The organism is Neptuniibacter sp. SY11_33 (genome assembly GCF_047778025.1).
In the GTDB taxonomy this organism is placed as follows: domain Bacteria; phylum Pseudomonadota; class Gammaproteobacteria; order Pseudomonadales; family Balneatricaceae; genus Neptuniibacter.
In genome coordinates this window covers 898,172-922,853 of sequence record NZ_CP180543.1, presented here as the reverse complement: position 1 = coordinate 922,853, position 24,682 = coordinate 898,172, and the positions used below count along the sequence as shown (strand labels likewise).

Below are 24,682 nucleotides of genomic sequence, written 5' to 3'. Positions count from 1 at the left end.
TGATGAGATTAGTGCACGTTCTGTGGAAACTCATGAGCGTGCGCTGCAATCCACTCAATCGCAGCCTCTTCAGAATTAAGTTCTCTCCCCTCTTCTTCTAAAATTTTCTGACGATACTCTTCGATGTAACAAACCTGCTCTACCATTCGCACTGCATAAGCTGTTGCAAGATCAGAAAAACCAATCCCAACCAAAAAACCATTACCGTTACTTTTGCACCATACAACATGGCCGATAGTTTTAAACGGCGGTGTCTCTAGTGAAATTTCGACCTCTACAGCATCACCTGGAGTCATCAAACGCTCTGTTTCACAGGACAAACCGCCTGCGCTTACATCTTGTGTGGTGACTTCAGTAACGTTTTCGTTTTTAGATTGCTGATTACACAGCTTAATAGGAATCGCTGCAGGATGACGAATAAAACGACGAGGCATAACGTTTCTCCTCTACCACTACTATTTAGTGTAGACCCAGAAACAAATAAGGGGCACTAAGCCCCTTAAAAATAAACATAAACTGCTTAATCAACCCTTAACCTTTAGCGAGCAGCTCTCGTAGATCGATAATTGCAGCATTAGCGCGGGATATATAGTTCGCCATCACCAAAGAGTGGTTAGCAAACAAACCGAAACCGCCACCATTCAGGATAACTGGACTCCAAACTGTTTCCTGAGTCGCTTCCAATTCACGAATAATTTGACGAAGACTCACACGCGCATTCTTCTTATCCAGTACAGGACCAAAATCGTGCTCAACCGCTTTCAAGATATGTAGAAGAGCCCATGCCGAACCACGCGCTTCATAGAAGACATCATCGATTTCTAACCAAGGTGTTTTCACCTCTTTATCAGAAGAGGTCTGCGTTGACTGCTCGGCAGCAGGATCACCTGCTAGGTCGGTATTCACACGTTTCTGACCAACACTTGCACTTAAACGCTGAGATAAACTACCTAGACGCGTTTGTACATCGCCCAACCAGTTATTCAGATTATCCGCACGCGCATAGAACTGAGCTTCAGATTCAGCGACTTTCGTCAGCTCCATTTGGTATTTATGCAGCGCTTCAAGACCTTCTTTATATTGAGATTCAGAAGAAGGTAGCAACCAACTACTAGCATCAAAATGGAATTGAGGCTCTGCGATAGTCAGTTCCGGATGTTCAACCGATTGAGACTGCGAACGGCTAAAGTCTTTACGTAAAGCACGAGCAAGATCTCGAGACTGGACCAATACTCCGTATTCCCAATGACTGATGTTATCCAACCAGATACCCGGAGGTGCCACATCATTCGTGATGTAACCGCCTGGCTTATGCAGTAAGGTATCCATCAATCGGTGAAGGGTATAAACCGTTGGATAACCGGTCGTTACTTTAACGCCTTGCTCCTCCGCATCCGTTTTAGCTTCTGCTACCGGATCAAATGCAGCAGGAGGACAGCTCCAATAAACACCTAGGGGAACAGAGATAACAATAACTAGCGTGATAGCACTAAAAATAGCCCGACTAATTCTGCCCCCTGGCATGTTGTCCCAAAAATCCAAAAACCAATCAATCAATAATCCCATGAGGTTCCTCAACTCTAACAATCCGTCTGGACGAAAAAACTTATCCGCCCATTATCTATTGTCACAGCTTAACTGATCCTAAAGCCATTCGGAACGTTGCAATGGTCTAAGCAAAAAATTCTTTAAAAATAGAGCCCTATTCAGCACTTCTCTCAGCAACTTTTCAGCTGTTGCGTATCTACATAGACCAAATTTGAAAAATTACTCAAAAAAAAGATGCTTTTGTAATTTATGTCAGTATTTTGTACTTCTCCCTTAATTTAAGAGCTAATATAAGAAGACGATGATTTATCTTTGCTATAGTGACAGGACGTTACTGATTCACGCCACTGGTAGCGCTAAAGGGAGAACTTTATAAATGGTGGGACACGAAGGGATCAAACCGCTAAGGCTTTTATTTACGCTACTGTCAGTAATTCTGTTATCTGCGCTGACCGTTTTCAGTATCGCGCTTTGGGACGATGTTAAAACCAGCCAGTACGATAAGCTTTATAAGCAAAACCAGACCCTTATCAGCCAAAGCCGTTCTTTCTTTGATCATCAAACTCGCCTTATTGTTAAAACCGTCCAAGCTCGTTTCATCGATAAAAAATTACAGGAACGCTCAGTATCAAACGTATTTGAATACCTCCTATCGGCTACAGGAGAAGCAGCTGTTTTCTCTCTGATAGATGTCAAAGGCAACGTTTTACTGAGTAAAGGCGACATTAATCCACCACAACTGCCCAGTCAGAACACGGTTTTAGAGAATCTGAGAGTCAGCCAAACCGCTCAAATTGGTTATCTACATAGAGCAGGCCTCTTAGGAGAATCCTTACTGCCCTTCTATGTTCCTATTCTAAATGGTGACAAGAAGATTATTGCTGTCGTGGTTGCTTTTTATCGTGTTCAGGGCAAATCGTCTCTGATGCAAAACTTTATTAGCCCCGATAACAATACGATCTGGTTACTCGGCGAACGCGGACAAGTACGTATGTCTTACCCAGTTCCGAAAGGCTTTGTATCCGACCTATTCGGCTGGCGTTTAGCTCAAGAAACAGCATCAGAGATTCAATACAATCTGCAATCAGGTAAGACGAAACAAGGTCTGGAACTTGAAGTTAAAGGTGAGCAAGTCCTCGCTAATGTGGGTTACCTGCCAGAATACAAACTAATCACGCTCAACTCTTACCCTGTGGCCAAGCTGTTTAGCTCTTGGCTGGAACGAATGCGCCCTATAGGCATGGTCTTTGTTCTATTCCTTTTAGCAGCCCTATTAGCCTATCGCGTGTCGCTACAAATCAGTAAACGTATGTCTGATGCGAAACAAAAAGCAGAAGGTAACGTCCAAAAACTTTCGAAAGCGATTGAGCAAAGCCCTAATAGCGTCGTAATTACGGATAACCTTTGGTGTATCGAGTACGCTAATAGCCACTTTGATCTAGCGACTGCCAAGCCGAACGCACATGACGAAGCACGTGGTCATAACATTATCGATTTTCCACCGTACAACGTTTTAACACGCGACCTTAAAAAGATCAGTGATGAAGTCACCTTAAAAGGCAACTGGTTTGGTGAACGTAAAACGGACTTTGATGGTAAATGGTATTCTTTCTCTATCAGCCATATAACCAATCCTGACGACGAGCTCACCCACTATGTGGTTGTAGTTCAGGATATCAGTAGCCGTAAGCAAGCCGAGGCGAAACTCTACAAACAAGCGAATTTTGATCCGTTAACAGGCCTACCCAACCGCCGTAGAACTAACGAGAATCTTACTAGAGAGCTACAAAACGCTTGGAAAAACAAACAACAAGTCGCTGTGCTCTATCTAGATATAGATAACTTCAAAAACGTTAACGATACCTTTGGTCACATGATCGGAGATCAATTGTTACAACTTGTCGCAGGTAGATTAGTTAAGTGCTGTAAAGGCAAAGCGCAGATCTGCCATATCAGTGGCGATGAATTTTTAGTCTACACAACTTACAACAGCACTCATGAAGTAGAAACACTGGCTGAGAAAATCCTTCGCAATGTCGAAAAACCCGTATTAATCGAAGGTAAACAGATCTTTATCTCAGTAAGTATCGGTATCTCGCGCTACCCAGAAGACAACAATGAAGTTGCCGGTCTAATAAAATTTGCTGATATCGCCCTTTTCGAATCTAAGAAAGATGGCCGCAACCGTTACAGCTTCTTTGATCATGAACTCGATAGACGCTTAAAACGTCGACATACAATCGAGACGGAGCTCCGCCAAGCACTTGAGCGTGGCGAAATCTACATGGCGTACCAAAGCAAGAACAATATAGATACAGGCCGCATAATGGGTTTTGAGGCTCTAATGCGCTGGAATAGCTCGGTATTAGGTCCTGTAGGCCCATTTGAATTTATTGAAATCGCCGAAGAGATTGGTGTTATCAATGAGCTTGGTGAATTCGCTCTGCGTCAAGCTTGCCTAGACTTGATCGAACTACAGAAATTCAGTGAAGCACCTCTGATCATGGCTGTTAACCTTTCAATCAGACAGCTGAATGATGACAGCGTCATCGATATGGTTTCCGGGGTGATTAAAGAAACAGGCATTGATCCACACAGACTCGAACTAGAAATTACCGAGAGTCTCTTAGCTGAAAATATCGAGAAACTTCTGCCTCGCTTAGAGAAGCTTCTAGAACTAGGCACATCGCTCACCATTGATGACTTTGGTACCGGCTATAGCTCACTAAGCTACCTAACTACCTTCCCTGTATCTACCTTGAAAGTAGACCGCGCTTTTGTAAAAGATATGGTTCACAACCAAGGGGACGCTACTCTGACCCATACCATTATCACTATGGCTCATGCGTTGAAGATGAAAGTTGTGGCCGAGGGGATAGAAGATGAAGACCAGTTAGCCATGCTAAGGGACTTTGGCTGCGATATTGGTCAAGGCTATCTGTTTAGCCGCCCTCTAGTACATAAAGAGATGGAAACCTTGGTAGAAACGGAGAACCTGCCTCAGACCCGCTCATTCAACAGCAGCCTTACTTAATCAGGAAACAAAGTGAGGCTAGTTTCTTTCAAAAACTAATGACTGGAGGCAACTTAGACTATCTGAGCTTGCCCTTCAGGGAATTGAGCACGAATGTAATCCAACTTCCCTGATTCCACGAGCGAAATAAATACCTCCACAAGACGTTTATCAAGGTGACTGCCTGCTATACGTTGAAGCTCTGCAATTGCGTCTGGTTGAGTCCAAGCGTCCTTATAGCTTCGTTTAGATACCAAAGCGTCAAAAACATCAACGACGGCAACAATTCTAGCTGCGAGTGGAATCTCATCTCCCTGCAAACCTTTTGGGTAACCGCTGCCATCAACTTTCTCATGGTGAGCAATAGCTATATCTCGGGCCATATTAAAAAAGGCATTCTTACCTAAAATCTTAGCTCCTATAGCAGAATGCTGACGCATGACTTCCCACTCTTGATCATCCAATGACGTAGGCTTATTCAAAATGCCATCAGGTGTAGTAATCTTGCCAACATCATGCATCATGCTAGAAAAACCTAGACGGTTAACCACTTCTTCTGATAAACCAATCGCTTTACCTAACTCTTCCGAATACTCCTTCACTCGATTAATGTGATTACCCGTATCATTATCTTTGTAATCACAAACCATCGCCAATTTCTGGATCGTCTCGATATTCGTTTCATATAACTCTTGGGTACGTGCTCTAACACGCTCTTCCAAGTAACTATTAGCCTCATCTAACTCACGATTAAGTCGCAGCTGCTCCTTATATAGATGACGAGTTCGGAGATGAGAACCAACACGAGCGCGAAGCTCTTCGTGACTAAAGGGTTTAGTTATGTAATCACTGGCTCCAGCCGTCAGTAAATCGCATAAAAGCTCTTCCTGATCAAATTGAGTCACAACAATTACAGGCACTTGATCATACTGAGTGCAGGAGCGAATCAGATGATTTAACTCGATACCATCCATCTCGGGCATCTCAACATCGGTCATCACTAAATCAACATCATCATGCTGCTGTAGTGTATCCCACGCCTCCTTACCATTTTGGCAAAGTACTGGTGAACAACCTAACTGCTCAAGCATCTGACCATAAAGAGCCAATAAAGCCACACTATCTTCAGCCACCAGCACTTTGAACCGTTGCCCTGCGATATGCTGACTAAACTGCATTGTCTCTTTACGCTCAATCACATTTTTCACTCTCTCTAGCAAAAAATGTTGAGTGCAATTTTTCATAATAAAATCTGTCACGCCTGCCTGAAAACAGTTACGTTTTAGATCCATAGAACGAAGTGAAGAGACAACGATAATAGGAACAAGTAAAAACTCAGGACGAGCTTTAATTTTAGAAGCAAAGGCAACACATTCCGTATCAGGAAGCTCTGCGCCTAATATGATTAGATCAGGAATTTCAAAACTTAACGCTTTGTAGCAGCTTTCACCGGTTTGATGCAGTTTTACACGATATCCAGCATCTTCGAGCACAGCTTTATAGAAGGTTCGAATCGTTGAACTACCATCAACCACAAAAACGGTCTGTTGCATCCTTAATTTCCTCAGAGGTTCCTTCCAGCTGAACTACAAACAGCTAGCAACTACAAATCAGCATATTGTTTATTAGTTATAACACCATATTTCCGTAAGGCCCTACTAAACCTTAGGTTATTTTTAATTTTTTACCGGTAATACCACATGAAATTTATAACTAACAAACGCTGACTGCTAAAGGATTTAGTAAACCTGACATGAATCACTAGCAAAAATGCTGCAGTGCGTCATAATCAGGTCATATACAATTATTACCTTCAGTTCTATCAATTAACGGGTAATACAATTTATTTTCGAGGTTTTGATGGTTATTCAAGAAAAACCACCGCTGCACGACCAGCTAGAATTTTTTATTGAACAAGCTGAAAAGGCTCGCCCTATCCGTACTGCTGTTGCCCATCCCGTTGATGGCAACAGTCTGATTGGCGCAGTGGAAGCAGCCGAACATGACCTAATTATCCCTACATTAGTGGGGCCTGAAGCAAAGATTAAAGCCGTTGCAGAAGAACAAAATCTGGATATCAGTAATTTTGAGCTAATCAATACAGAACATAGCCATGCCGCTGCAGAGTTAGCTTGTGAGTTGATAAAACGCGGCGAAGCCGAAGTACTGATGAAGGGCCATTTAGGTACCTCAGAACTACTTCGTGCTGTGGTCCACAAAACTAAAGGGATCAGAACAGAGCGTCGCTTAAGTCACGTCTTCGTGTTCGATGTTCCTAATTATCATAAGCCACTGATCATCACTGATGCGGCAATCAACATATCGCCGGATCTGTACTGCAAAAAAGATATCACTCAAAACGCTATCGACTTCTGCCGGGCATTAGGCGTTCAAACACCCAAAGTAGCGATTTTATCTGCGGTAGAAAAAGTTAAACCCAATATTCAGAGCACTATAGATGCTGCTGCACTTTGCAAAATGGCAGATCGCTCACAGATCACAGGTGGTTTGTTAGATGGTCCGCTAGCTTTTGATAATGCGATCTCGCAACAAGCCGCTATCGATAAGCACATCGTTTCGGAAGTGTCTGGAGATGCAGATATTCTGTTAGCTCCTGATTTAGAATCTGCAAATATGATTGCCAAGCAGCTAATCTATTTAGCCAACGCCAAATCAGCAGGTATCGCACTCGGTGCAAAAGTGCCAATCATTCTAACAAGCCGTGCTGATAAAAAGCTTGCTCGCCTAGCATCCTGTGCGTTGGCATCTCATATGGTTCATCACAAAGAGAAGTAGGTCGTATGGAAACGATTTTAACGGTTAATGGAGGCTCCTCTAGCTTAAAATGCGCACTATTTAAGTATAATGACGCTAAGCTAGAGCTACTATATAACTTTAAACTGGGCAATATTCTTAATGATACCGCTCGCTTTAAAGTAAAAGACGCATCCGGCGAGGTTCTACTCAAAAGCACACCGAGCTTTAGTAAGGTTCCTAAGGAGCAACGTCACCAAGCCTGCTTAAAAACCATACTCGATTGGCTAAATGCTGAAGTCAGTGACAGCATTCTATGCGCCTTTGGCCATCGCGTTGTTCATGGTGGTAGTCATTTTAGTGCGCCAATCCTGATCAATGATCAAGTATTGGATAAGCTCGCGAGCTTTATTCCGCTAGCGCCGTTGCATCAACCTTATAACCTAAAACTGATCGAGGCCTGCCGAAACATAGCTCCAGATCTACCTCAGGTAGCGTGTTTTGACACAATGTTTCATGCCGGACAATCCTCGTTGGAACAACACTATGCCCTCCCTCGCAAATACACTGAGGAAGGCGTTCATCGCTACGGTTTCCACGGGCTTTCATACGAATATATTCAGCGCCAACTAGTTGAGCAGAAAAGCGGCCATATAAAAACCGTAGTCTGTCACTTAGGTGCTGGCGCAAGTATGTGCGCCATCGGCGAGGGTAAATCTGTTGCTTCGTCCATGGGCTTTACTGCGGTAGATGGCCTGCCAATGGGTAGCCGTTGTGGCAATATCGACCCGGGTGTTTTGCTTTACCTACAGCGTCATCACAACCTTTCGGCTGATGATCTGGAAGCATTGATCTACAAGCAAAGTGGCTGGCTAGGCGTGTCAGGGGTCAGCTCTGACATGTTGGAGCTTGAGCAAAGCGACCAACCCGAAGCTGAAGAAGCAATCGATATGTTCTGCTACCGTGCAGCACTAGAGATTGGCCGTCTATCTGCAGCACTCGAAGGTCTAGAGCAGATTGTCTTCACGGGTGGCGTCGGCGAAAACAGCGCCAATGTCAGGGAACGTATCCTTAAGCGCTGTGAATGGCTAGGTGTTAAATTTAACCCTCATGCGAATTCAACTAACGACAGCATTATCAATGGTGCCGATTCCCAAGTGACAGTTCGCGTCATCCCGACCAATGAGGAAGCGATGATCGCCATGCACACTAGGGATTTAATGGCTTAACCATCATTACACTCAAACATTAAAAAAGGGTACTTACTAAAAGTACCCTTTCTTATGTCTATTAATCAGGCCAAATTACTTCTTCGGCTTTTTCGGCGCTTTCTTCTTACCACTAGCCGGCTTTTTCTTCTTTTTCGTGCCTGCTGCTTTACCAGACGCTTTTACTTTTTTCGGGCCTTTGTAGCTACCTACCAAACTTTCGATCAATTTACGTCTAAAACGAGTCTTCAGGTAACGCTCTATTGAAGACATTAGGTTCCACTCGTGCGGATCAATCAATGAGATCGCCTGACCTTCCTGACCAGCACGACCGGTACGGCCAACACGGTGAAGATAGAGATCGCCCTTACGCGGCATCTCCATATTGATAACTAACTCGACCCCTTCCACATCCAAACCACGGGACGCTAGATCAGTAGTTACCAAAACCGTTGTTGTACCCTTACGGAAGCCTTCAATCGTTGCAAAACGGCCTTTCTGCTGTACATCCCCATGCAATAGAGCTGCTTTGAACTTGTGGTAGCGTAGAAAACCATCTAAACGACGCGCTTCTGTTTTGCTGTTACAGAACACAATCGCCTTGTCGTACGATTCGTTTTCTAGCAACCAGCATAACTGCTTATCTTTATGAGATTGATCATCAGACAGGACTATACTCTGCTTAATCCCCTCTTCCACTTCGCGTTTCTGGCCAATACGGATCCACTCAGGATCAACCAATAACGACTGTGCCATACTGCGCACTTGAGTAGGCAAAGTAGCGGAGATCAATAGCGTCTGACGTGCTTCCGGGCAAAGGCTTAAGATCTGGTCTAAACGCTCTTTAAAACCCGTTTCCAACATACGATCTGCTTCATCTAAAATCAGCAGATCTAAGCTATCCAGCTCAATAGAACGGTTGTCCAAATGCGGTACTAAACGCCCAGGCGTAGCAATAACCACATCGGCACGTGCCAAACGTTTTTCCTGCTGCTTAAAGTCTTCACCACCCACCAGCGAAACAGCATCCAGTTCTAGACCTTCAGCCAATTTATTAAACTGTTGTAACACCTGTTCTGCCAATTCACGCACAGGTACAAGTACGATGGCTTTCGGCTGACGTGTTGGAGATTTACCTGCTGACAGTTCTTGTACCAACGGAATCAGATAAGCTCCGGTTTTACCGCTCCCCGTTGGCGAACTTACCAACAGATCCATCCCTTCCAACAACAAAGGCACCGCCTTTTGCTGAACCTCAGTCGGCTCACTGAAGCCAAGCGTTTTAAGGTTCTCTTCTAACTGTGGATGTAGTGCGATATCAGAAAACATAGTGATTCCATAAACAAAGAAAGCGATGAACATTCATCGCTTTCAAAGATAACGTATAAAGATCAGGCTCGCTGTTTTTACAGTGAACAAGCAGATATGGCTATGATACAGGATTTCATAATAAGGGAGGATTTAATTTACTCAGCTCCTAGATATTCATAAGACCTGTCCCCAACCCCCCTTAGAAAAAAGGAGCTCGCATATATACCCGCGCTAGACTTCCATCTGTCTGATTTATTTAACTTTTTAACTCAGCCCCTGAACCAAGACAAGCCAAAAGCATGATCTATTAAAAGCTAAACAAGCATAACTTTAAGGTCTACAAAGAGATACTGCATAAAATCGCATACTGCTTAAACTTGCTGCTAACTGTCTTTCAGATATAGTTAGCATGCTTATTTACTGACCTAGGCTTTTACTCTATGAAAAAAGTGCTGTTTTCCCTGATGTTTTTCTATGCGGCGTCTGTTTCCGCTGATGATACTGAGCTGTTTTATTTCGAAGCGGAATGGTGTGGGCCATGCAAAATGGTTGCGCCGGTTTTACAGACCCATAATAAAGAAAACCCACAAATGCCAGTTCAGTTTGTTGATGTGGATAATTCACCAGAGATAGCAGAACAGCATAAAGTAAGAGGTATCCCGGTCCTTCATATCTACACCGCTGGTAAACATTGTGAAGTTGTAGGTGCGCCTGATCTGGTTAATAAACCGGTACAGCAGCTTATCAAAGAGTGCCTAAAGTAAGTTATTCAGCCTGATCCAACTTCCACCTACAAAAAAAGCAGCCACAAGGCTGCTTTTTTAATGGCTTGCTCTAAAAGCTGTAATCAACTGCTTCGCTGTCTAACCGCTTCAAACAAGCAGATACCTGTAGCAACGGAAACGTTTAGGCTACTCACTTCACCCGCCATTGGGATTTTTACTAGCTGGTCGCAATGCTCACGTGTTAGGCGACGCATACCTTGGCCTTCTGCACCCATAATCAGCGCCATTGGACCGGTTAGGTTAGCTTGGTAAACATTTAGATCGGTTTCACCTGCTGTGCCTGTGGTCCAGATACCACGCTCTTGCAGACTTTTAAGGGTACGAGCAAGGTTAGTTACCAGAATGTAAGGTATCGCTTCTGCTGCGCCACAAGCGACCTTAGCAGCGGTTGCATTGAGTGGTGCAGATTTGTCTTTAGGCGCGATGACTGCCTGTACACCGGCTGCATCAGCAGTACGCAGACAAGCACCTAGGTTATGCGGATCAGTTACACCATCGAGCACCAATAAGAACGGTGGTACATCAAGGTTATCCAGCAGTTGATCTAGGAACTTTTCGTTATGTGTTTGGATCGGTTTACACAGCGCGACGACACCCTGGTGGGAACCACCATCGGCGAGCTCTTCCAGATCGCGTTTAGTCACTTGTTCACATTGGATCTTCAGACCCATAGCCGCTTCGTACAAACGCTGCATGCGGTCATCATGACGACCTTTAGCAATCAGAATTTTCTGGATACGTTGTGCATCACGCTTAAGTGCTGTATTTACGGCGTGAATGCCGAAAAGGTATTCGTATTTCATCTTAGCGTTCCCCTACCCAGTCGCCTGCTTGCTCACGTACCAGTGTAGCCAAAAGCTCGATAAAGCTATCTTGAGCATTCAGTGCAGAAATATATTGGTAGGATTCGCCACCTGCTTCCATAAACACATCACGATTCTCGATAGCAATTTCTTCCAATGTTTCTAAGCAATCTGCAGAAAATGCAGGACACGCGATCTGTAGAGACTTAATACCCTTCTCAGGCAAAGACTCTAATGTTTTGTCTGTATACGGCTGCATCCACTCAGCAGGCCCAAAACGGGACTGGAACGTCGTCATCCATTCCGTATCGGCAAGGCCTAGTTTAGCAGCCAACAGTTCAGAGGTTTCGTGACACTGATTTGGATAAGGATCGCCCTTATCCGCGTATTCCTTCGGAATACCGTGGTACGAGAGAATCAATTTATCAGGGCTACCGTTTTCTTCGCGGAAGTTTTTAACTTGGTCAGCCAAGGCAGCAATGTAGTCAGGGTGACTGTAATAAGAGTTAACAATACGAATATCTAAAACTTCACGCTGTTTAAGCTGAAACTTAGCGACCTGATCGTAAATAGGTGCCGTAGTCGTCGCGGAATACTGCGGGTACATAGGTACCAATAGAATTTTTTGGTAACCGCTTTCTTGTAACTTTTTAAGGCGCGGCGTTAGCCCCGGCTTACCGTAAGTCATCGCAGAGAAAACATCCGGTGCATGCTCACCATGCTTCTGCTGAAGCAGAAGGTGTAGGCCTGCCACCTGTTTGTCCAAGATCTTGCGCATCGGTGAATCATCTTCCCAAATGCTGGCATAAGCTTTAGCCACTTTACCTGGACGAACATTAAGGATGATGCCATTAAGAACAGACAACCACAGCATACGCCTTAGGCCTTTGCCTTCAACTACACGCTGGTCAGATAAAAACTCTTTTAGGTAACGACGAACAGCACCTTTTTCAGCTTTGTCAGGCGTACCTAAGTTAACTAATACAACGGCGGTTTTATCTGTGTGGCTCATTCAGCATCTTTCCTTTTATGTAAGGGGGAGATTATCTCGGATGTGCGACTAAAATCCTATAGTTAGCGCTGATTATAGGCATAAAAAAACCGCACCCGGTGGGGTACGGTTTTTTAAATCTTTTAGATCAATGCTAATTAAGCATTTTCCAAGCCAGCGAATACGCCGTCACGGATATCTTCTACAGAACCAACACCTGCTACGTAAACGTAAGAAGGAGCAGCAGCTGCGTTTTCTTCAGCCCAGCCTTTGTAGTAAGTGATCAGTGGAGCAGTCTGGTCATGGTAAACTTTCAGACGGTCACGAACAGTGTCTTCTGCATCGTCAGCACGCTGAACAAGATCTTCACCAGTTACGTCGTCTTTACCTTCAACCTTAGGCTGGTTGAAAATAACGTGGTAAGTACGACCAGAGCCTGGGTGTACACGACGACCAGCCATACGCTTAACGATCTCTTCGTCAGCAACATCAATTTCAACTACAGCATCGATGTTTACGCCAGCATCTTTTAGAGCATCAGCTTGTGGGATAGTGCGTGGGAAACCGTCGAATAGGAAACCGTTTGCACAATCAGATTCAGCGATACGCTCTTTAACTAGACCGATGATGATGTCATCAGAAACAAGCTGGCCTGCGTCCATAACTTCTTTGGCCTTCACGCCCAGAGGGGTACCCGCTTTTACCGCAGCACGTAGCATGTCGCCAGTAGAGATCTGAGGAATGCCATACTTCTCAGTGATGTATTGTGCCTGAGTACCTTTACCTGCGCCTGGTGCGCCCAGAAGGATAATACGCATACAGGAAACTCCTAACTAGTAAGTTTAAAATTTTAAAGTTGTCGCCATCCGATCTATGTTGATCGAATAAGCAGAATACTGTCATAAAAAAATGCTAATGCCGGACGATACCATGACCTTAAAAGCGAACAATTCGACATTAGGACTACCAATACAGGACTTATGGAACCTAGGTATAAGTCCGTTAGTTTGATAGGTAGTCATCGTCAAAACTGCCCTATCTCCAGCAAACTTATTGAAAGTTCGGGAGTTTCATCGACAGTTCTGAAATAAAAATCAGTGTAAGAGACTACGTTATCTGGTTACTGCAGCACAAGCAATTATTGCTGCACCGCAGTAACTTAGATCATAAAAACAGCGAAAATCGCTGAAAAATCACCTTATCCGGTGTTTCGCATACCAGCAGAAATACCTGCCATGGTTACCATTAACGCTTGCTCTAAGCGCTCATTTGGCTGGTTACGATCTCGGTTGAGCAATTCTGCCTGCAAGAAATGCAACGGATCAATATAGGGGTTACGCACATCGATCGACTGACGAATCACAGGGCTAGCATCCAATAAGCCATCTTGCTCTTTGATCTGATTGATCAAACCAACAATATCACCAAGACGCTGACGCAAACTAGAGCCCAACACACCCAGCTCTTCAGAAACCAGCTGCTCATCATAGTAAGCCGATATATTGCGATCACTCTTCGCCAACACCATCTCAAGCATATCGATGGTGGATCTAAAGAATGGCCATTTCTGATACATCTCTTTAACCAGTGACTGACTACTCTCATTCAGCGCTTCTTGCAACGCTTTATCACTGCCCAACCAAGCGGGCAGCATTAAGCGAATCTGCGTCCACGCGAAGATCCATGGAATCGCACGCAAACTCTCTACCCCACCATCCTGACGGCGTTTGGCAGGTCGTGATCCCAACGGCAGTTTCGCAAGCTCTTGTTCTGGCGTTGCAGCACGGAAATAAGGCACAAACATTGAGTTTTCCCGCACAATGGCACGGTACTCGGTTAAACCGCGTTTAGCCATCGCTTCCATCTGCTCACGCCACGCTTGCTCAGGCCCCGGCGCTGGACTTAGCGTTGCTTCCAATACGGCACCTGTGCACAACTCTAAGTTACGAATCGCCAAGTCAGGCATACCGTACTTAAAGCGGATCATCTCTCCCTGCTCGGTTAAACGCAGGCTATGATCTACAGAACCCGGAGGCTGTGCCAAAATCGCTGTATGGCTTGGACCGCCACCACGGCCTACTGTACCACCACGACCGTGGAACAAGGTTAAGTGAACACCATGATCTTTACATAGCTGAGTTAGCCCTTCCTGCGCCTTAAACTGGCCCCAAGCCGCAGCAAGTTGGCCAGCATCTTTGGATGAATCGGAGTAACCAATCATCACCTCTTGATGGCCTTGGGTATAAGCTTTGTACCAATCAACGCTTAACAACGCATCTATACAATCGCGGGCATTTTCAAGGTCATTCAAGGTTTCAAACAGCGGTGCAACCCGCATGTTATGGCTGATGCCCATCTCACGTAACAACAGGATAACAGCCAATACATCAGATGGATGACTTGCCATGGAGATCACATAAGAGCCCAATGCACTCTTATCAGCTGTCGCGACTACCTGACAGGTATCTAGAACTTCCTGCACCTCATCTGATGGTACCCATTCATTTGGAAATAGGGGGCGCTTGCTTTGTAACTCTTTCAGCAAGAAGCTTTGGCGGCCCTCTTCAGTCCAACCACTGTAGGAACCTAAGCCATAAAACTGCGACAGCTCTTCAAATACCTGCGCATGCCGATCAGAGCTCTGACGGATATCCAATTTCACTAGTGTTAGACCGAAGCACGCTATACGACGGATAATATCTTCTAGCGCATTCTCCGCAATAATACCCATGCCACACTCTTGCAGAGAGCGATAACACAGCATTAAGGGTTCTAATAGCTCTTCCTCGTGGACATAAACATCGTAATCGCCATCAACATCACCTTTCAGTTGACGCGCGACCCAGTTCTTCGTGCCCAGCAAACGGCTGCGTACTTCACCCAGTAATTTACGATAAGGTTCAGCGCAGTCTCCTACGCGAGCCATTAGCTCTTTACTAGCCTGATACATGGATAGTTCGGCACGCAATGCATCGACATCTTTAAGGTAAAGATCTGCCGCCATCCAACGGGAAAGCAGTAGCACCTCTTCGGTGACTTTGGCCGTTACGTTCGGGTTACCGTCACGGTCTCCGCCCATCCAAGAAGCAAAGCGAATTGGCGAGCTATCGAGCGGCAAACGCTCACCCAGTGTCTCATTTAACTGAGCATCTACACGGCGCAAGAATTTAGGCACCGCAGTCCAAAGGGAGTTTTCAATTACCGCAAAGCCCCATTTCGCCTCGTCGACCGGTGTTGGACGTTGCTTACGAATCTCATCGGTATGCCAAATCTGTCTGATCAATTCATCCAAACGAACCTGTGCTTCCTCATCGCCTCCGTCTAAGCGACGCAGGCAGTCAGCAATATCATCGTATTTTTGGATTAAAGTACGGCGGTTAACTTCGGTAGGATGTGCCGTCAGCACAAGATCGATCTGAGTCTCACACAGAGAATCTGCAATCTGTTTTGGCGTAAAGCCTTTTTGGCGTAGTTGAGCAAACAGAGTACAGAGAGAATCGGGGGTACAAACATCGGTGACTTCGAGGTAACGACGTACCCGGTGGTGCTCTTCGGCAATATTGGCGAGGTTTAAAAACTGAGTAAACGCACGGGCAACCGGTAATACTTCATCTTCGCCTAGTTCACGTAGCGCTTTAAGTAGCTCTTCGTGCTCTGCGTTTTCTTCCGTACGCCCCTCTTTCGCTAACTGGCGTACCACTTCAATCTTATCAAACAGTTCATCACCAAGGTGTGCCTTTATGGTCTCCCCAAGGCTGGAGCCAAGCATTCGAACATCATCGCGTAAAGCTTCGTGCAGATTGGTCATATATCCCTCCTGACGCAAAAATTCGCATACCGATGGAGTCGGTTTTCTTCGATGCTAACCCATTAAAAAGAAGAAAAACACAGTAAATTCAGTTAATTATTTAAGGAATAGCGCACTAAAACAGGGCTATAAGAGAGGTATGTAAGGAGGAGAAAAGTGCTTTAACTGTAGGCTAAAAGCCTGCTATAAACCCTTTAAAGTAGCTACAGGCCTTTCGCTTTAGCTTGATCCCAAAAAGCGTCTAATTCGTCTAAAGAGAAACCATCCCAGTCGCGATCAGATGCGAGCACTTGATCTTCAACGTGGCTAAAACGACGCTCAAACTTTTGGTTGGTTCCACGCACAGCATGTTCAGGATTTACACCAAGGTGACGAGCAAGATTGACCTGAGCAAATAGCATATCGCCCATTTCATCAGCTACCGCAGCTTTATCCCCGGATTTAATGGCTTCACGAAGCTCTGCAAGCTCCTCTTCCATCTTATCCAACACGGCTTCGGTTTCGTTCCAATCGAAACCCACTTGCGCTGCACGCTTTTGCAATTTAGCGGCACGAGACAGTGCAGGCAAAGCACGCGGTACATCGTCCAATACTCGACTGATACCTTTAGCTTCTTTAGCATCGCGTTCTTGCTGTTTAATCGCTTCCCAGTTGCGCTTGATCTCTTCTTCCGAAATCGGGTTATCTGCACAATTGGAGTGCAAGGTACCGTCTGGAAAAACATGAGGATGGCGACGAACCAACTTCTCAATGAGGTTATTAACCACTGTGGAAAAGTCGAAGCGCTGATCTTCGGTACCGAGCTGTGCATAAAAGATCACTTGGAACAGTAGATCACCTAACTCGTCGTTTAGATGTTCCCAGTCTTCACATTCAATGGCATCAGCAACCTCATACGCCTCTTCCAAGGTATGCGGCACAATGGTGGCGTAGGTCTGCTTAAGATCCCAAGGACAGCCTGTCTCGGGATCACGCAAACGTGACATCAGATAGATAAGATCATCAATTGTGTACTGAGCCATAACGCACGAAACCTTTTAGTAGCTTATTAGCTAGTGCCACCGCGTTGACGGTGAACTTCCATTACGTTTGGCACCTGATTGATCTTATCCATGATACGACCTAGAAGGTCCAGACTGGAGATCTCGGTAGTCAGGGTTAGACGGGCAATATTGTCGCGTTTATCTGACAAAGTATTTGCAGCAATGATGTTCAGATCTTCCTCTGCCATCAACAACATAACGTCACGCAGAAGACCAGAACGGTCGAACGCTTCGATATAAATATCCACAGGGTAAGTTGTTTGGCCTGTTTCACCCCAATCGACTTCGATCACCCTCTCAGGCTCACGCTCCTGCAGCTGAATCATGTTGATACAGTCTTCACGGTGAACAGAAACACCACGACCTTGAGTGATATAACCGGCAATGGGATCGCCCAATACTGGCTTACAGCAACTCGCCATCGTAGTGAGTAGATTACCTACACCGCGAATACGGATACCTTCAGGTTGACCCGCATCACCAGCACTCTGAGCAGGTAGCGCAAGATCAAGCTGTTCTTCCTCTTCACGCAATACCTGTTTCTGAGCGGCATTGATGATCTGCGACAAACGTAGATCACCCGCACCCAGAGCGGCATACATATCTTCAGTATTCTTATAATTAACCTGTTCGGTGATCTGGTTAATATCCAGCTCGTCCAGCTCAATCGCCAAGCGCTTAAACTCTTTAGCAACAATAGAGCGACCGGCATCGGCATTTTGCTCTTTCGCCTGGAACTTGAACCAGTGCGCAACTTTAGCGCGCGCGCGTGGCGTCGTTACAAAACCAAGGTTGATGTTTAACCAGTCACGGCGAGGACGTTCTTCGTTGCCCGTCATGATCTCGACCTGATCTCCGGTCTGTAAACGACGGTTTAACGGAACGATACGGCCATTAATTTTGGCACCTCGGCAACGGTGGCCGATTTCGGTGTGAACGCGGTAGGCAAAATCGACTGGCGTAGCACCCTTAGGCATATCGATAACATGGCCATCTGGGGTAAATATGTAGAGGCGATCTTGAACAACATCGCCGCGAAGCATGTCACCAAACTCTTCGCTTTCGCCCAAGTCATCGTGCCATTCAAGAACCTGACGCAACCAAGCAATCTTATCTTCGTAGGCATCGCTACTTTGCTTGGTATCTGTGCCTTTATATAGATGGTGGGCACATACACCTAACTCCGCCTCTTCGTGCATATCGAAGGTACGGATCTGAATCTCTAATACCTTGCCTTCAGGACCAAATACTGCGGTATGTAGGGAGCGATAGCCGTTCGGTTTTGGTGACGCGATGTAGTCATCAAATTCATGGGGAATGTTGCGCCATAGACTATGCACAATACCCAGCACCGCATAACAATCTCGGCTTTGCGGTACCAAAATACGTACAGCACGAACATCGTAAACTTGGCTAAATTCGATATTCTTACGCTGCATTTTGCGCCAAATACTATAGATGTGCTTAGCACGACCGCTAACTTCACCATCAATATTGACGTTTTCTAGCTCGCTTTCTAAACGCAGAACAACCTTATCGATATAGTCCTGACGGTTTAAGCGTTTCTCATCCAGAAGCTTGGCAATGTGTTTATAGTCATTCGGCTTTAGATAGCGGAAAGAAAGGTCTTCCAACTCCCATTTAATATGACCGATACCAAGACGGTGAGCTAACGGCGCGTAGATATCAAAAACTTCACGCGCAACAAGATAACGTTTGCGGCGACTGCCGTCTTTTACACCTCGAATAGCACAAGTACGCTCAGCAATTTTGATCAGTGCAACGCGCACATCATCAATCATTGCCACCAGCATCTTACGGACATTGTCCATCTGAGTAGTTTCACTACCCAATACGCTTTCATCGATTCGAGGATTTTTGCGGCTACCGATAGCAGCCATTTGTAGAACGCCCATGATCAATTGGGCGATGCCTTTATCAAACTGTTTACGAACGCGTTCGATAGGCAGTTTACGTTCACGCACTGCGCGATAAAGAATAGCGGCAACGAGGGAATCTTGATCCTGATGCAGATCCGCTAAGATCTGCGCCATTTCTAGGCCTGTACGGTAGCTATTATGGCTATTTTCAGCCCAAACATCTTCTGATACTTCGCTTTTATCCTGCGCTTGCTTTGCCATTTCACAAGCACGACGAATAACATCGATATCTTCAATGTCTGTAAGATCTTGAAGGTGCTCCAACCAAACATCTAGATCTACAGATCCATCGTCTAGAATTGGCTGGTCTTGACGTACCTTAACCATGTTCTACTGCTGCTCCCAGAAATTAACCCTACCGTTTACCGGCTTTTATTATTATTTTTATCTGCACTAAATATATGGGCTAGAAGTGATTAATCAACTTCTGCTCTCAACTCATGCGGCGCATATTCTATTCCTTCAGAAGCCAAAGCGCGAATTTCTTAAGTATTAATACCAACTAATATTTTATGCCAAGCACAAAAAAAGCCCCATAGGGGCTTTTCTATATTGTTAATCCTCGCCTTTAAGACCTTGAATTAACCGTTAAACACGCCAGTTGAAAGGTAACGATCACCACGGTCACAGATAATACAAACAATCACCGCATTCTCGACTTGCTCTGCTAAACGCAATGCACCAGCAACAGCACCACCCGAAGATACGCCACAGAAGATCCCTTCTTTCTGCGCCAATTCACGCATCGTGTCTTCAGCTTCTTGCTGACCAATGTCCAAAACTTTATCTACGCGGCTTTCATCAAATATCTTAGGTAGATATTCCTGCGGCCAGCGACGAATACCAGGAATTTGTGCTCCTTCGCTTGGCTGCAAACCGACAATCTGAACATCAGTGCTTTGCTCTTTAAGGAAACGAGACGTTCCCATAATGGTACCGGTAGTCCCCATAGAACTAACAAAGTGAGTCACTTTACCTTGAGTCTGCTCCCAGATCTCTGGGCCTGTGCCACGATAGTGTGCCTCAGGGTTATCAAGGTTAGAGAACTGATCAAGTACGATGCCTTCACCACGCTCTTGCATAGCTAGAGCTAGATCGCGCGCACCTTCCATACCCTCTTCTTTGGTCACAGGGATTAGCTCTGCGCCATAAGCCGTCATCGAAGCTTTACGCTCTGCACTGCTGTTATCAGGCATGATCAGCTTCATCTTATAACCTTTGATTGCAGCAGCCATAGCTAAGGCAATACCTGTGTTACCTGATGTTGCTTCGATCAGAGTATCACCCGGCTTAATCTGGCCGCGATCTTCCGCACGCTGAATCATACTAAGCGCAGGACGATCTTTAACTGAGCCTGCAGGGTTATTACCTTCCAGTTTACATAGAATCACATTGCCGTTGCCCTGGCCTATGCGCTGTAGACGCACAAGTGGGGTCTTACCGACATAGTCTTCAATTGTTGGAAACTGCACGCTCATAGAATTTTTTCACCGTTATAAGAAACAAATAATAAGTTATAAAAAGCCAGGTTTTTATAGCCTATATAAAGGACACAAAAGTTTACCGAGGGTTCCCTAAAAGCACAAGAAATCTACTCTTCACCAACAAGCATAGCCCAGCGCAATTTCGTTCAATAAATCCATTCTTAGCACTGTCAAAGTAAGCCCATAACTTACGCTAAAGGTTTCCTATGTTTGCACTCACCCTGTCTATGGCTGTATTTGCTCTTGTCGGTGCGATTACACCCGGCCCAGTTAATATTATCGCGACCAGTTCCGCTGCGGTTTATGGTTTTTTACGCACCCTGCCCCATGTGCTCGGGGCGACTATCTCTTACACATTGATCGTTTTACTTGCTGGTATAGGTACTCATCAGCTGTTTCAAAACAATCCACAGCTATTAGTTACCCTTAAATATCTGGGCAGCACATTTCTTATTTATATGGCATACAAAATTGCTACGGCAGCCGGTGAGTCCAATAATCAAGAACAGAGCTCAACACCGCCCACTTTTATGCAAGGCGCACTCAGTCAAGGGCTCAACCCTAAAGCTTGGTTAGTCTCTATCTCAGGTGTGAGTGTATTTGTCTTAAACCAGTCCGAGCCTCAACTATATTTAGGTGTGTTTGGCGCAATCTCTTTTGCGGCCTGTCTAATTGGGGTTGGAACTTGGGCTATCGCTGGGCATCTGATTAAAGATTATCTAGCGCAACCCAAACAGCAAAAGCTATTTAACCGCATTATGGGCATAATGCTATTTCTAACGATTGCACCAATCTGGATAAATTAGCGCCTGAGTTAGCCGATGAAAAAGACCAGCAAACCCAACACACAAAAGCCTGCCGAGTTTTTTGCTCGCTGTGCTTCGCTACCTTTCATTGAAATGCGCTCAGCCCATCGCTCTGCAGCTTGCTACCAAACTCACTCCCATGACGAATTTTCGTTTGGCGTGATTGATACCGGTAGCGCTATATACCACAACCTCAAACAAGCTAATAAGATCCATCAGGGAACCACAGTAACAATTAACCCTGGCGATGCTCACTCCTGCAACCCTGATGCAGGTGAATGGTCTTATCGAATGCTGTTTATCGATACCGATTGGATTGGCGAGTTACAAAGCGAGCTATTTAACAGCAACAATCAGGATTACCTCGCGTTTAACCAAGTTCTGCAAAGTAACCCTAGCTTATTTACACAGTTCGACAGCCTATTTAAGCAGCTCAGGGAGAGCGACAATAAACTCGCAGCTGAAACCCTATTGATTGAATATCTGAAAACGCTGTTTGGTAAAGACCTTAATACCCAAACTGATCAAAAGGCGCTGGATAACTTCCATATCCACAGAGTTAAAGAGCTAATCATGGATCAACTCGATTCACCTTGGTCTCTCGATGACTTTTGTGCCGAAACCGGACTAAGCCGTTACCACCTGATCCGCAGCTTTAAAGAGCAATACGGACAAGCTCCCCATGCCTATCAACTTAATCAACGGATCAATAGAGCCAAACAACTACTACAACAAGGGAATGGTTTAGCGGAAACCGCACTGGAACTGGGTTTTGCCGATCAAAGCCATTTTCAGAGACACTTTAAGAAACGCGTGGCGGTAACACCGAAGAGTTATCAGTCGTTTTTTGTGGAAAATGAATAAAAAATTCTGTTTACCACAACATCAGACATAAATATTTTAGAGCTGCTCAAATTTCCCAAAAAATAACGCACACCACAAAACAATGCATATCAATGGGATAAAAAATAACGGCTGAAACAAAAAGCCAAAGGGAAAGATCAAACCTCCACCAACTATCAGCACCCAGTTAGCTTTCGCCATCAGCTGATTAAACACTAGCTTGTAAACCGCTTTGTGAGAAAGCCCCATTACAGCTAAGAATAACCCTGCCAATCCACCTACCAGCTCTAATGATAAGAAGAAGCCAATAGAAATCATGACGCCGGTAGCCGCACCCGCGGCTAATGACATATCGTGTATATGTTCGTATGGATTATCATCAAATTTTGGCATAGCTGGAACTCTAGAACGGCGGTGCAATAATCTTTGCTATTACACTCGAATATTAAAACAAACGCTCTGTTAATAGAGCGGTCATAGAAAGAAGATAAGGATTAGCAAAGGAGCCATCGACTATTCACATTCCATGTGAAGACTCATCAAACATAACAAGATTACTTGTGGAAGAAAACCAACCGAGTTATCCCGGCTTTTGTCCACAAACGACAATTTTTACCAAATGAAAAACATCCCCACCTTCTGTGGATAACTCAGTGAATAGTTTTTGGGTAGATCGCTGAAAGGCACTAATTACGTTGAATTCAGCAAATAGTTTAAAATTTAACCCAATAAAAATTAATCCTTTAATTTCAATCATTTATATAAATCAATAAGATTTTTTAAACTTTTAAAAATTAATTAATGCAATATTGACAAGGAAAATATTTAGCTGTGCACAAGAATAATGCACAACGGTGAAATCCGCAGATATCACCGCACTTTTTTGTAGCTGTGCATTATTTCTTTGGTGCAAGGAAGGATTAGGAAGTGCCCACTTACTCGTCAGGCATCTCTAATTCGATATGTGTTTTCGGGATACAACAGCAGGTAAGGACTTCGTCATCCTGCAGGTCCAATAAGCTCTCTTGAACATATTGGACTTCACCTTCGATCAGGCGAACTTTACAACAGCCGCAGTATCCACCGCGGCAGTTGTACGGCGCTGGAATCTCTTGTGCTTCCAGCGCATCTAACAAGGTCGGTTCGTACTGATAGTAGAACGTATGGTGATGGTTAACTTTGATGCGTGATGGGCCAGACATGCGCTTGCCTCTTATAGGTCAAAGCCGTCGAAATCACCTTCATCTACCTCGTTGTCGATCTGACCTACAAGGTAAGAGCTGATCTCCGCTTCCTGCGGTGCCACTTGAACGTTGTCACTGATCAACCACGCGTTCATCCACGGTAGTGGGTTTTGACGTGATGGGAAGATCTCTTCCAAATTCAACGCTTTCATACGTACGTTAGTAATGTACTCAACGTAGTCAGATAGGATCTGAGCGTTAAGACCGATCATTGAACCTTCACGGAACAGGTACTCAGCCCAATCTTTCTCTTGTTGAGCCGCTTCTTTAAAGATGGCGTAAACCTCTGGCTCACACTCTTTTGCGATCTCTTTAAAGACTGGATCATCAGCGCCAGATGCCATGATGTTTAGCATGTGCTGCGTACCGGTTAGGTGCAGCGCTTCATCACGCGCGATCAGTTTGATGATCTTAGCGTTACCTTCCATGATCGCACGCTCTGCAAAGGCAAAAGAACATGCAAAACTTACGTAGAAACGGATCGCTTCCAGTACGTTAATAGATACCAACGTTAGGTACAGTTTCTTCTTAAGGTTACGCATAGACGTGTCGTAAACCTTGCCATCAACCGTGTGTAGGCCTTCACCGTGAATGCTATAAACACTGGATAGGTTGATGAACTCATCGTACAAACGCGTCACAGAATCCGCACGGCGGATGATCTCTGGGTTTGTCACGATCTGATCGAATACTTCTGACGGCTCAGTGATGATATTACGAATAATATGCGTGTAAGAGCGGCTGTGGATCGTTTCACTAAACGCCCAAGTCTCGAACCATGTTTCCAACTCAGGAATAGAAACGACTGGTAGAAAAGCAATATTAGGCGAACGCCCTTGTACCGAATCCAATAGGGTTTGGTATTTCAGGTTACTCAAGAAAATATGCTTTTCATGCTCAGGCATATTCATAAAGTCTTTACGGTCAGTCGATAAATCGACCTCTTCTGGACGCCAGAAGAACGACAGCTGTTTTTCAATCAGCTTTTCAAAGATTGGATATTTTTGCTTGTCGTAACGAGCAACGTTTACGCTTTTACCGAAAAACATCGGCTCTTTAGTTGCATCGTGAGTACTGTGACTGAACGTAGTGTACGCCATC

Annotated in this window: 20 protein-coding genes; 6 read left to right on the top strand and 14 right to left on the bottom strand. The window is 45.0% G+C overall.

Translation table 11 applies throughout. The annotated features are described in order from the left end of the window. Nucleotides 1–8: 8 nt before the first annotated feature. Nucleotides 9–434 carry a PilZ domain-containing protein gene (locus ACMXYV_RS04085; RefSeq protein ID WP_415890499.1) on the bottom strand — a complete coding sequence of 142 codons (426 nt, stop codon included), beginning with the start codon at nucleotides 432–434 and terminating at the stop codon, nucleotides 9–11. Nucleotides 435–531: 97 nt separating this feature from the next. Beyond that, a complete protein-coding gene (locus tag ACMXYV_RS04080; protein WP_415890498.1) occupies nucleotides 532–1,566 on the bottom strand; it encodes a DUF2333 family protein in 1,035 nt (344 codons plus the stop codon). A 358-nt stretch (nucleotides 1,567–1,924) separates the two neighbouring features. On the opposite strand from ACMXYV_RS04080, the gene ACMXYV_RS04075 reads away from it, so the two are divergent. Beyond that, entirely contained in the window at nucleotides 1,925–4,582 is a 2,658-nt protein-coding gene (locus ACMXYV_RS04075; RefSeq protein ID WP_415890497.1) for an EAL domain-containing protein, read from the top strand. Between the two features lie 53 nt (nucleotides 4,583–4,635). Here the strand turns inward: ACMXYV_RS04075 and ACMXYV_RS04070 are convergent, their stop codons facing one another. Then, nucleotides 4,636–6,114, bottom strand: coding sequence for a response regulator (locus ACMXYV_RS04070; RefSeq protein ID WP_415890496.1), 1,479 nt, complete (start codon nucleotides 6,112–6,114; stop codon nucleotides 4,636–4,638). A gap of 307 nt (nucleotides 6,115–6,421) precedes the next feature. Here ACMXYV_RS04070 and ACMXYV_RS04065 point away from each other — a divergent pair, with 307 nt between their 5' ends. Together ACMXYV_RS04065 and ACMXYV_RS04060 are read left to right on the top strand one after the other, a co-directional pair. Beyond that, nucleotides 6,422–7,357, top strand: coding sequence for a bifunctional enoyl-CoA hydratase/phosphate acetyltransferase (locus ACMXYV_RS04065; protein WP_415890495.1), 936 nt, complete (start codon nucleotides 6,422–6,424; stop codon nucleotides 7,355–7,357). A 5-nt stretch (nucleotides 7,358–7,362) separates the two neighbouring features. Continuing rightward, nucleotides 7,363–8,544 carry an acetate/propionate family kinase gene (locus ACMXYV_RS04060; RefSeq protein WP_415890494.1) on the top strand — a complete coding sequence of 394 codons (1,182 nt, stop codon included), beginning with the start codon at nucleotides 7,363–7,365 and terminating at the stop codon, nucleotides 8,542–8,544. A 75-nt stretch (nucleotides 8,545–8,619) separates the two neighbouring features. On the opposite strand, the gene ACMXYV_RS04055 is transcribed toward ACMXYV_RS04060, so the two are convergent. After that, nucleotides 8,620–9,852 (bottom strand): DEAD/DEAH box helicase, encoded by a 1,233-nt coding sequence (locus ACMXYV_RS04055; RefSeq protein WP_415890493.1) that lies wholly within the window; start codon nucleotides 9,850–9,852, stop codon nucleotides 8,620–8,622. Between the two features lie 422 nt (nucleotides 9,853–10,274). Here ACMXYV_RS04055 and ACMXYV_RS04050 point away from each other — a divergent pair, with 422 nt between their 5' ends. After that, entirely contained in the window at nucleotides 10,275–10,598 is a 324-nt protein-coding gene (locus ACMXYV_RS04050) for a thioredoxin domain-containing protein (protein ID WP_415890492.1), read from the top strand. Between the two features lie 83 nt (nucleotides 10,599–10,681). Here the strand turns inward: ACMXYV_RS04050 and rlmB are convergent, their stop codons facing one another. From rlmB to cysM, 7 genes are all read right to left on the bottom strand, one after another. Next, nucleotides 10,682–11,422, bottom strand: a complete 741-nt coding sequence (gene rlmB, locus ACMXYV_RS04045) for a 23S rRNA (guanosine(2251)-2'-O)-methyltransferase RlmB (RefSeq protein ID WP_415890491.1) — start codon at nucleotides 11,420–11,422, stop codon at nucleotides 10,682–10,684. Nucleotide 11,423: 1 nt separating this feature from the next. Further along, complete coding sequence (gene hemH / locus ACMXYV_RS04040; RefSeq protein WP_415890490.1) at nucleotides 11,424–12,434, bottom strand: ferrochelatase; 1,011 nt, start codon at nucleotides 12,432–12,434, stop codon at nucleotides 11,424–11,426. A 137-nt stretch (nucleotides 12,435–12,571) separates the two neighbouring features. After that, a complete protein-coding gene (adk, locus tag ACMXYV_RS04035; RefSeq protein ID WP_415890489.1) occupies nucleotides 12,572–13,231 on the bottom strand; it encodes an adenylate kinase in 660 nt (219 codons plus the stop codon). A 380-nt stretch (nucleotides 13,232–13,611) separates the two neighbouring features. After that, on the bottom strand, nucleotides 13,612–16,221 hold the full coding sequence (ppc, locus tag ACMXYV_RS04030) for a phosphoenolpyruvate carboxylase (protein ID WP_415890488.1): 2,610 nt from the start codon (nucleotides 16,219–16,221) through the stop codon (nucleotides 13,612–13,614). A 203-nt stretch (nucleotides 16,222–16,424) separates the two neighbouring features. After that, nucleotides 16,425–17,243: a nucleoside triphosphate pyrophosphohydrolase gene (mazG, locus tag ACMXYV_RS04025; RefSeq protein WP_415890487.1), complete on the bottom strand. Its 819-nt coding sequence runs from the start codon at nucleotides 17,241–17,243 to the stop codon at nucleotides 16,425–16,427. Nucleotides 17,244–17,269: 26 nt separating this feature from the next. Continuing rightward, the gene (gene relA, locus ACMXYV_RS04020) at nucleotides 17,270–19,531 is read right to left on the bottom strand and encodes a GTP diphosphokinase (RefSeq protein ID WP_415890486.1); all 2,262 of its coding nucleotides are present in this window, start codon (nucleotides 19,529–19,531) and stop codon (nucleotides 17,270–17,272) included. 254 nt (nucleotides 19,532–19,785) lie between these two features. Further along, complete coding sequence (gene cysM, locus ACMXYV_RS04015; RefSeq protein WP_415890485.1) at nucleotides 19,786–20,682, bottom strand: cysteine synthase CysM; 897 nt, start codon at nucleotides 20,680–20,682, stop codon at nucleotides 19,786–19,788. 212 nt (nucleotides 20,683–20,894) lie between these two features. Here cysM and ACMXYV_RS04010 point away from each other — a divergent pair, with 212 nt between their 5' ends. Both ACMXYV_RS04010 and ACMXYV_RS04005 read left to right on the top strand, forming a co-directional pair. Beyond that, nucleotides 20,895–21,494 (top strand): LysE family translocator, encoded by a 600-nt coding sequence (locus ACMXYV_RS04010; protein WP_415890484.1) that lies wholly within the window; start codon nucleotides 20,895–20,897, stop codon nucleotides 21,492–21,494. Between the two features lie 15 nt (nucleotides 21,495–21,509). Continuing rightward, complete coding sequence (locus ACMXYV_RS04005; protein WP_415890483.1) at nucleotides 21,510–22,358, top strand: AraC family transcriptional regulator; 849 nt, start codon at nucleotides 21,510–21,512, stop codon at nucleotides 22,356–22,358. A 36-nt stretch (nucleotides 22,359–22,394) separates the two neighbouring features. On the opposite strand, the gene ACMXYV_RS04000 is transcribed toward ACMXYV_RS04005, so the two are convergent. The 3 genes from ACMXYV_RS04000 to nrdB all read right to left on the bottom strand — a co-directional run bounded on the left by ACMXYV_RS04000 (nucleotide 22,395) and on the right by nrdB (nucleotide 24,681). Then, entirely contained in the window at nucleotides 22,395–22,730 is a 336-nt protein-coding gene (locus tag ACMXYV_RS04000) for a hypothetical protein (protein WP_415890482.1), read from the bottom strand. A gap of 542 nt (nucleotides 22,731–23,272) precedes the next feature. Then, complete coding sequence (gene yfaE, locus ACMXYV_RS03995) at nucleotides 23,273–23,539, bottom strand: class I ribonucleotide reductase maintenance protein YfaE (protein ID WP_415883701.1); 267 nt, start codon at nucleotides 23,537–23,539, stop codon at nucleotides 23,273–23,275. Nucleotides 23,540–23,550: 11 nt separating this feature from the next. After that, nucleotides 23,551–24,681, bottom strand: a complete 1,131-nt coding sequence (gene nrdB / locus ACMXYV_RS03990; protein WP_415890481.1) for a class Ia ribonucleoside-diphosphate reductase subunit beta — start codon at nucleotides 24,679–24,681, stop codon at nucleotides 23,551–23,553. Nucleotide 24,682 lies beyond the last annotated feature (1 nt).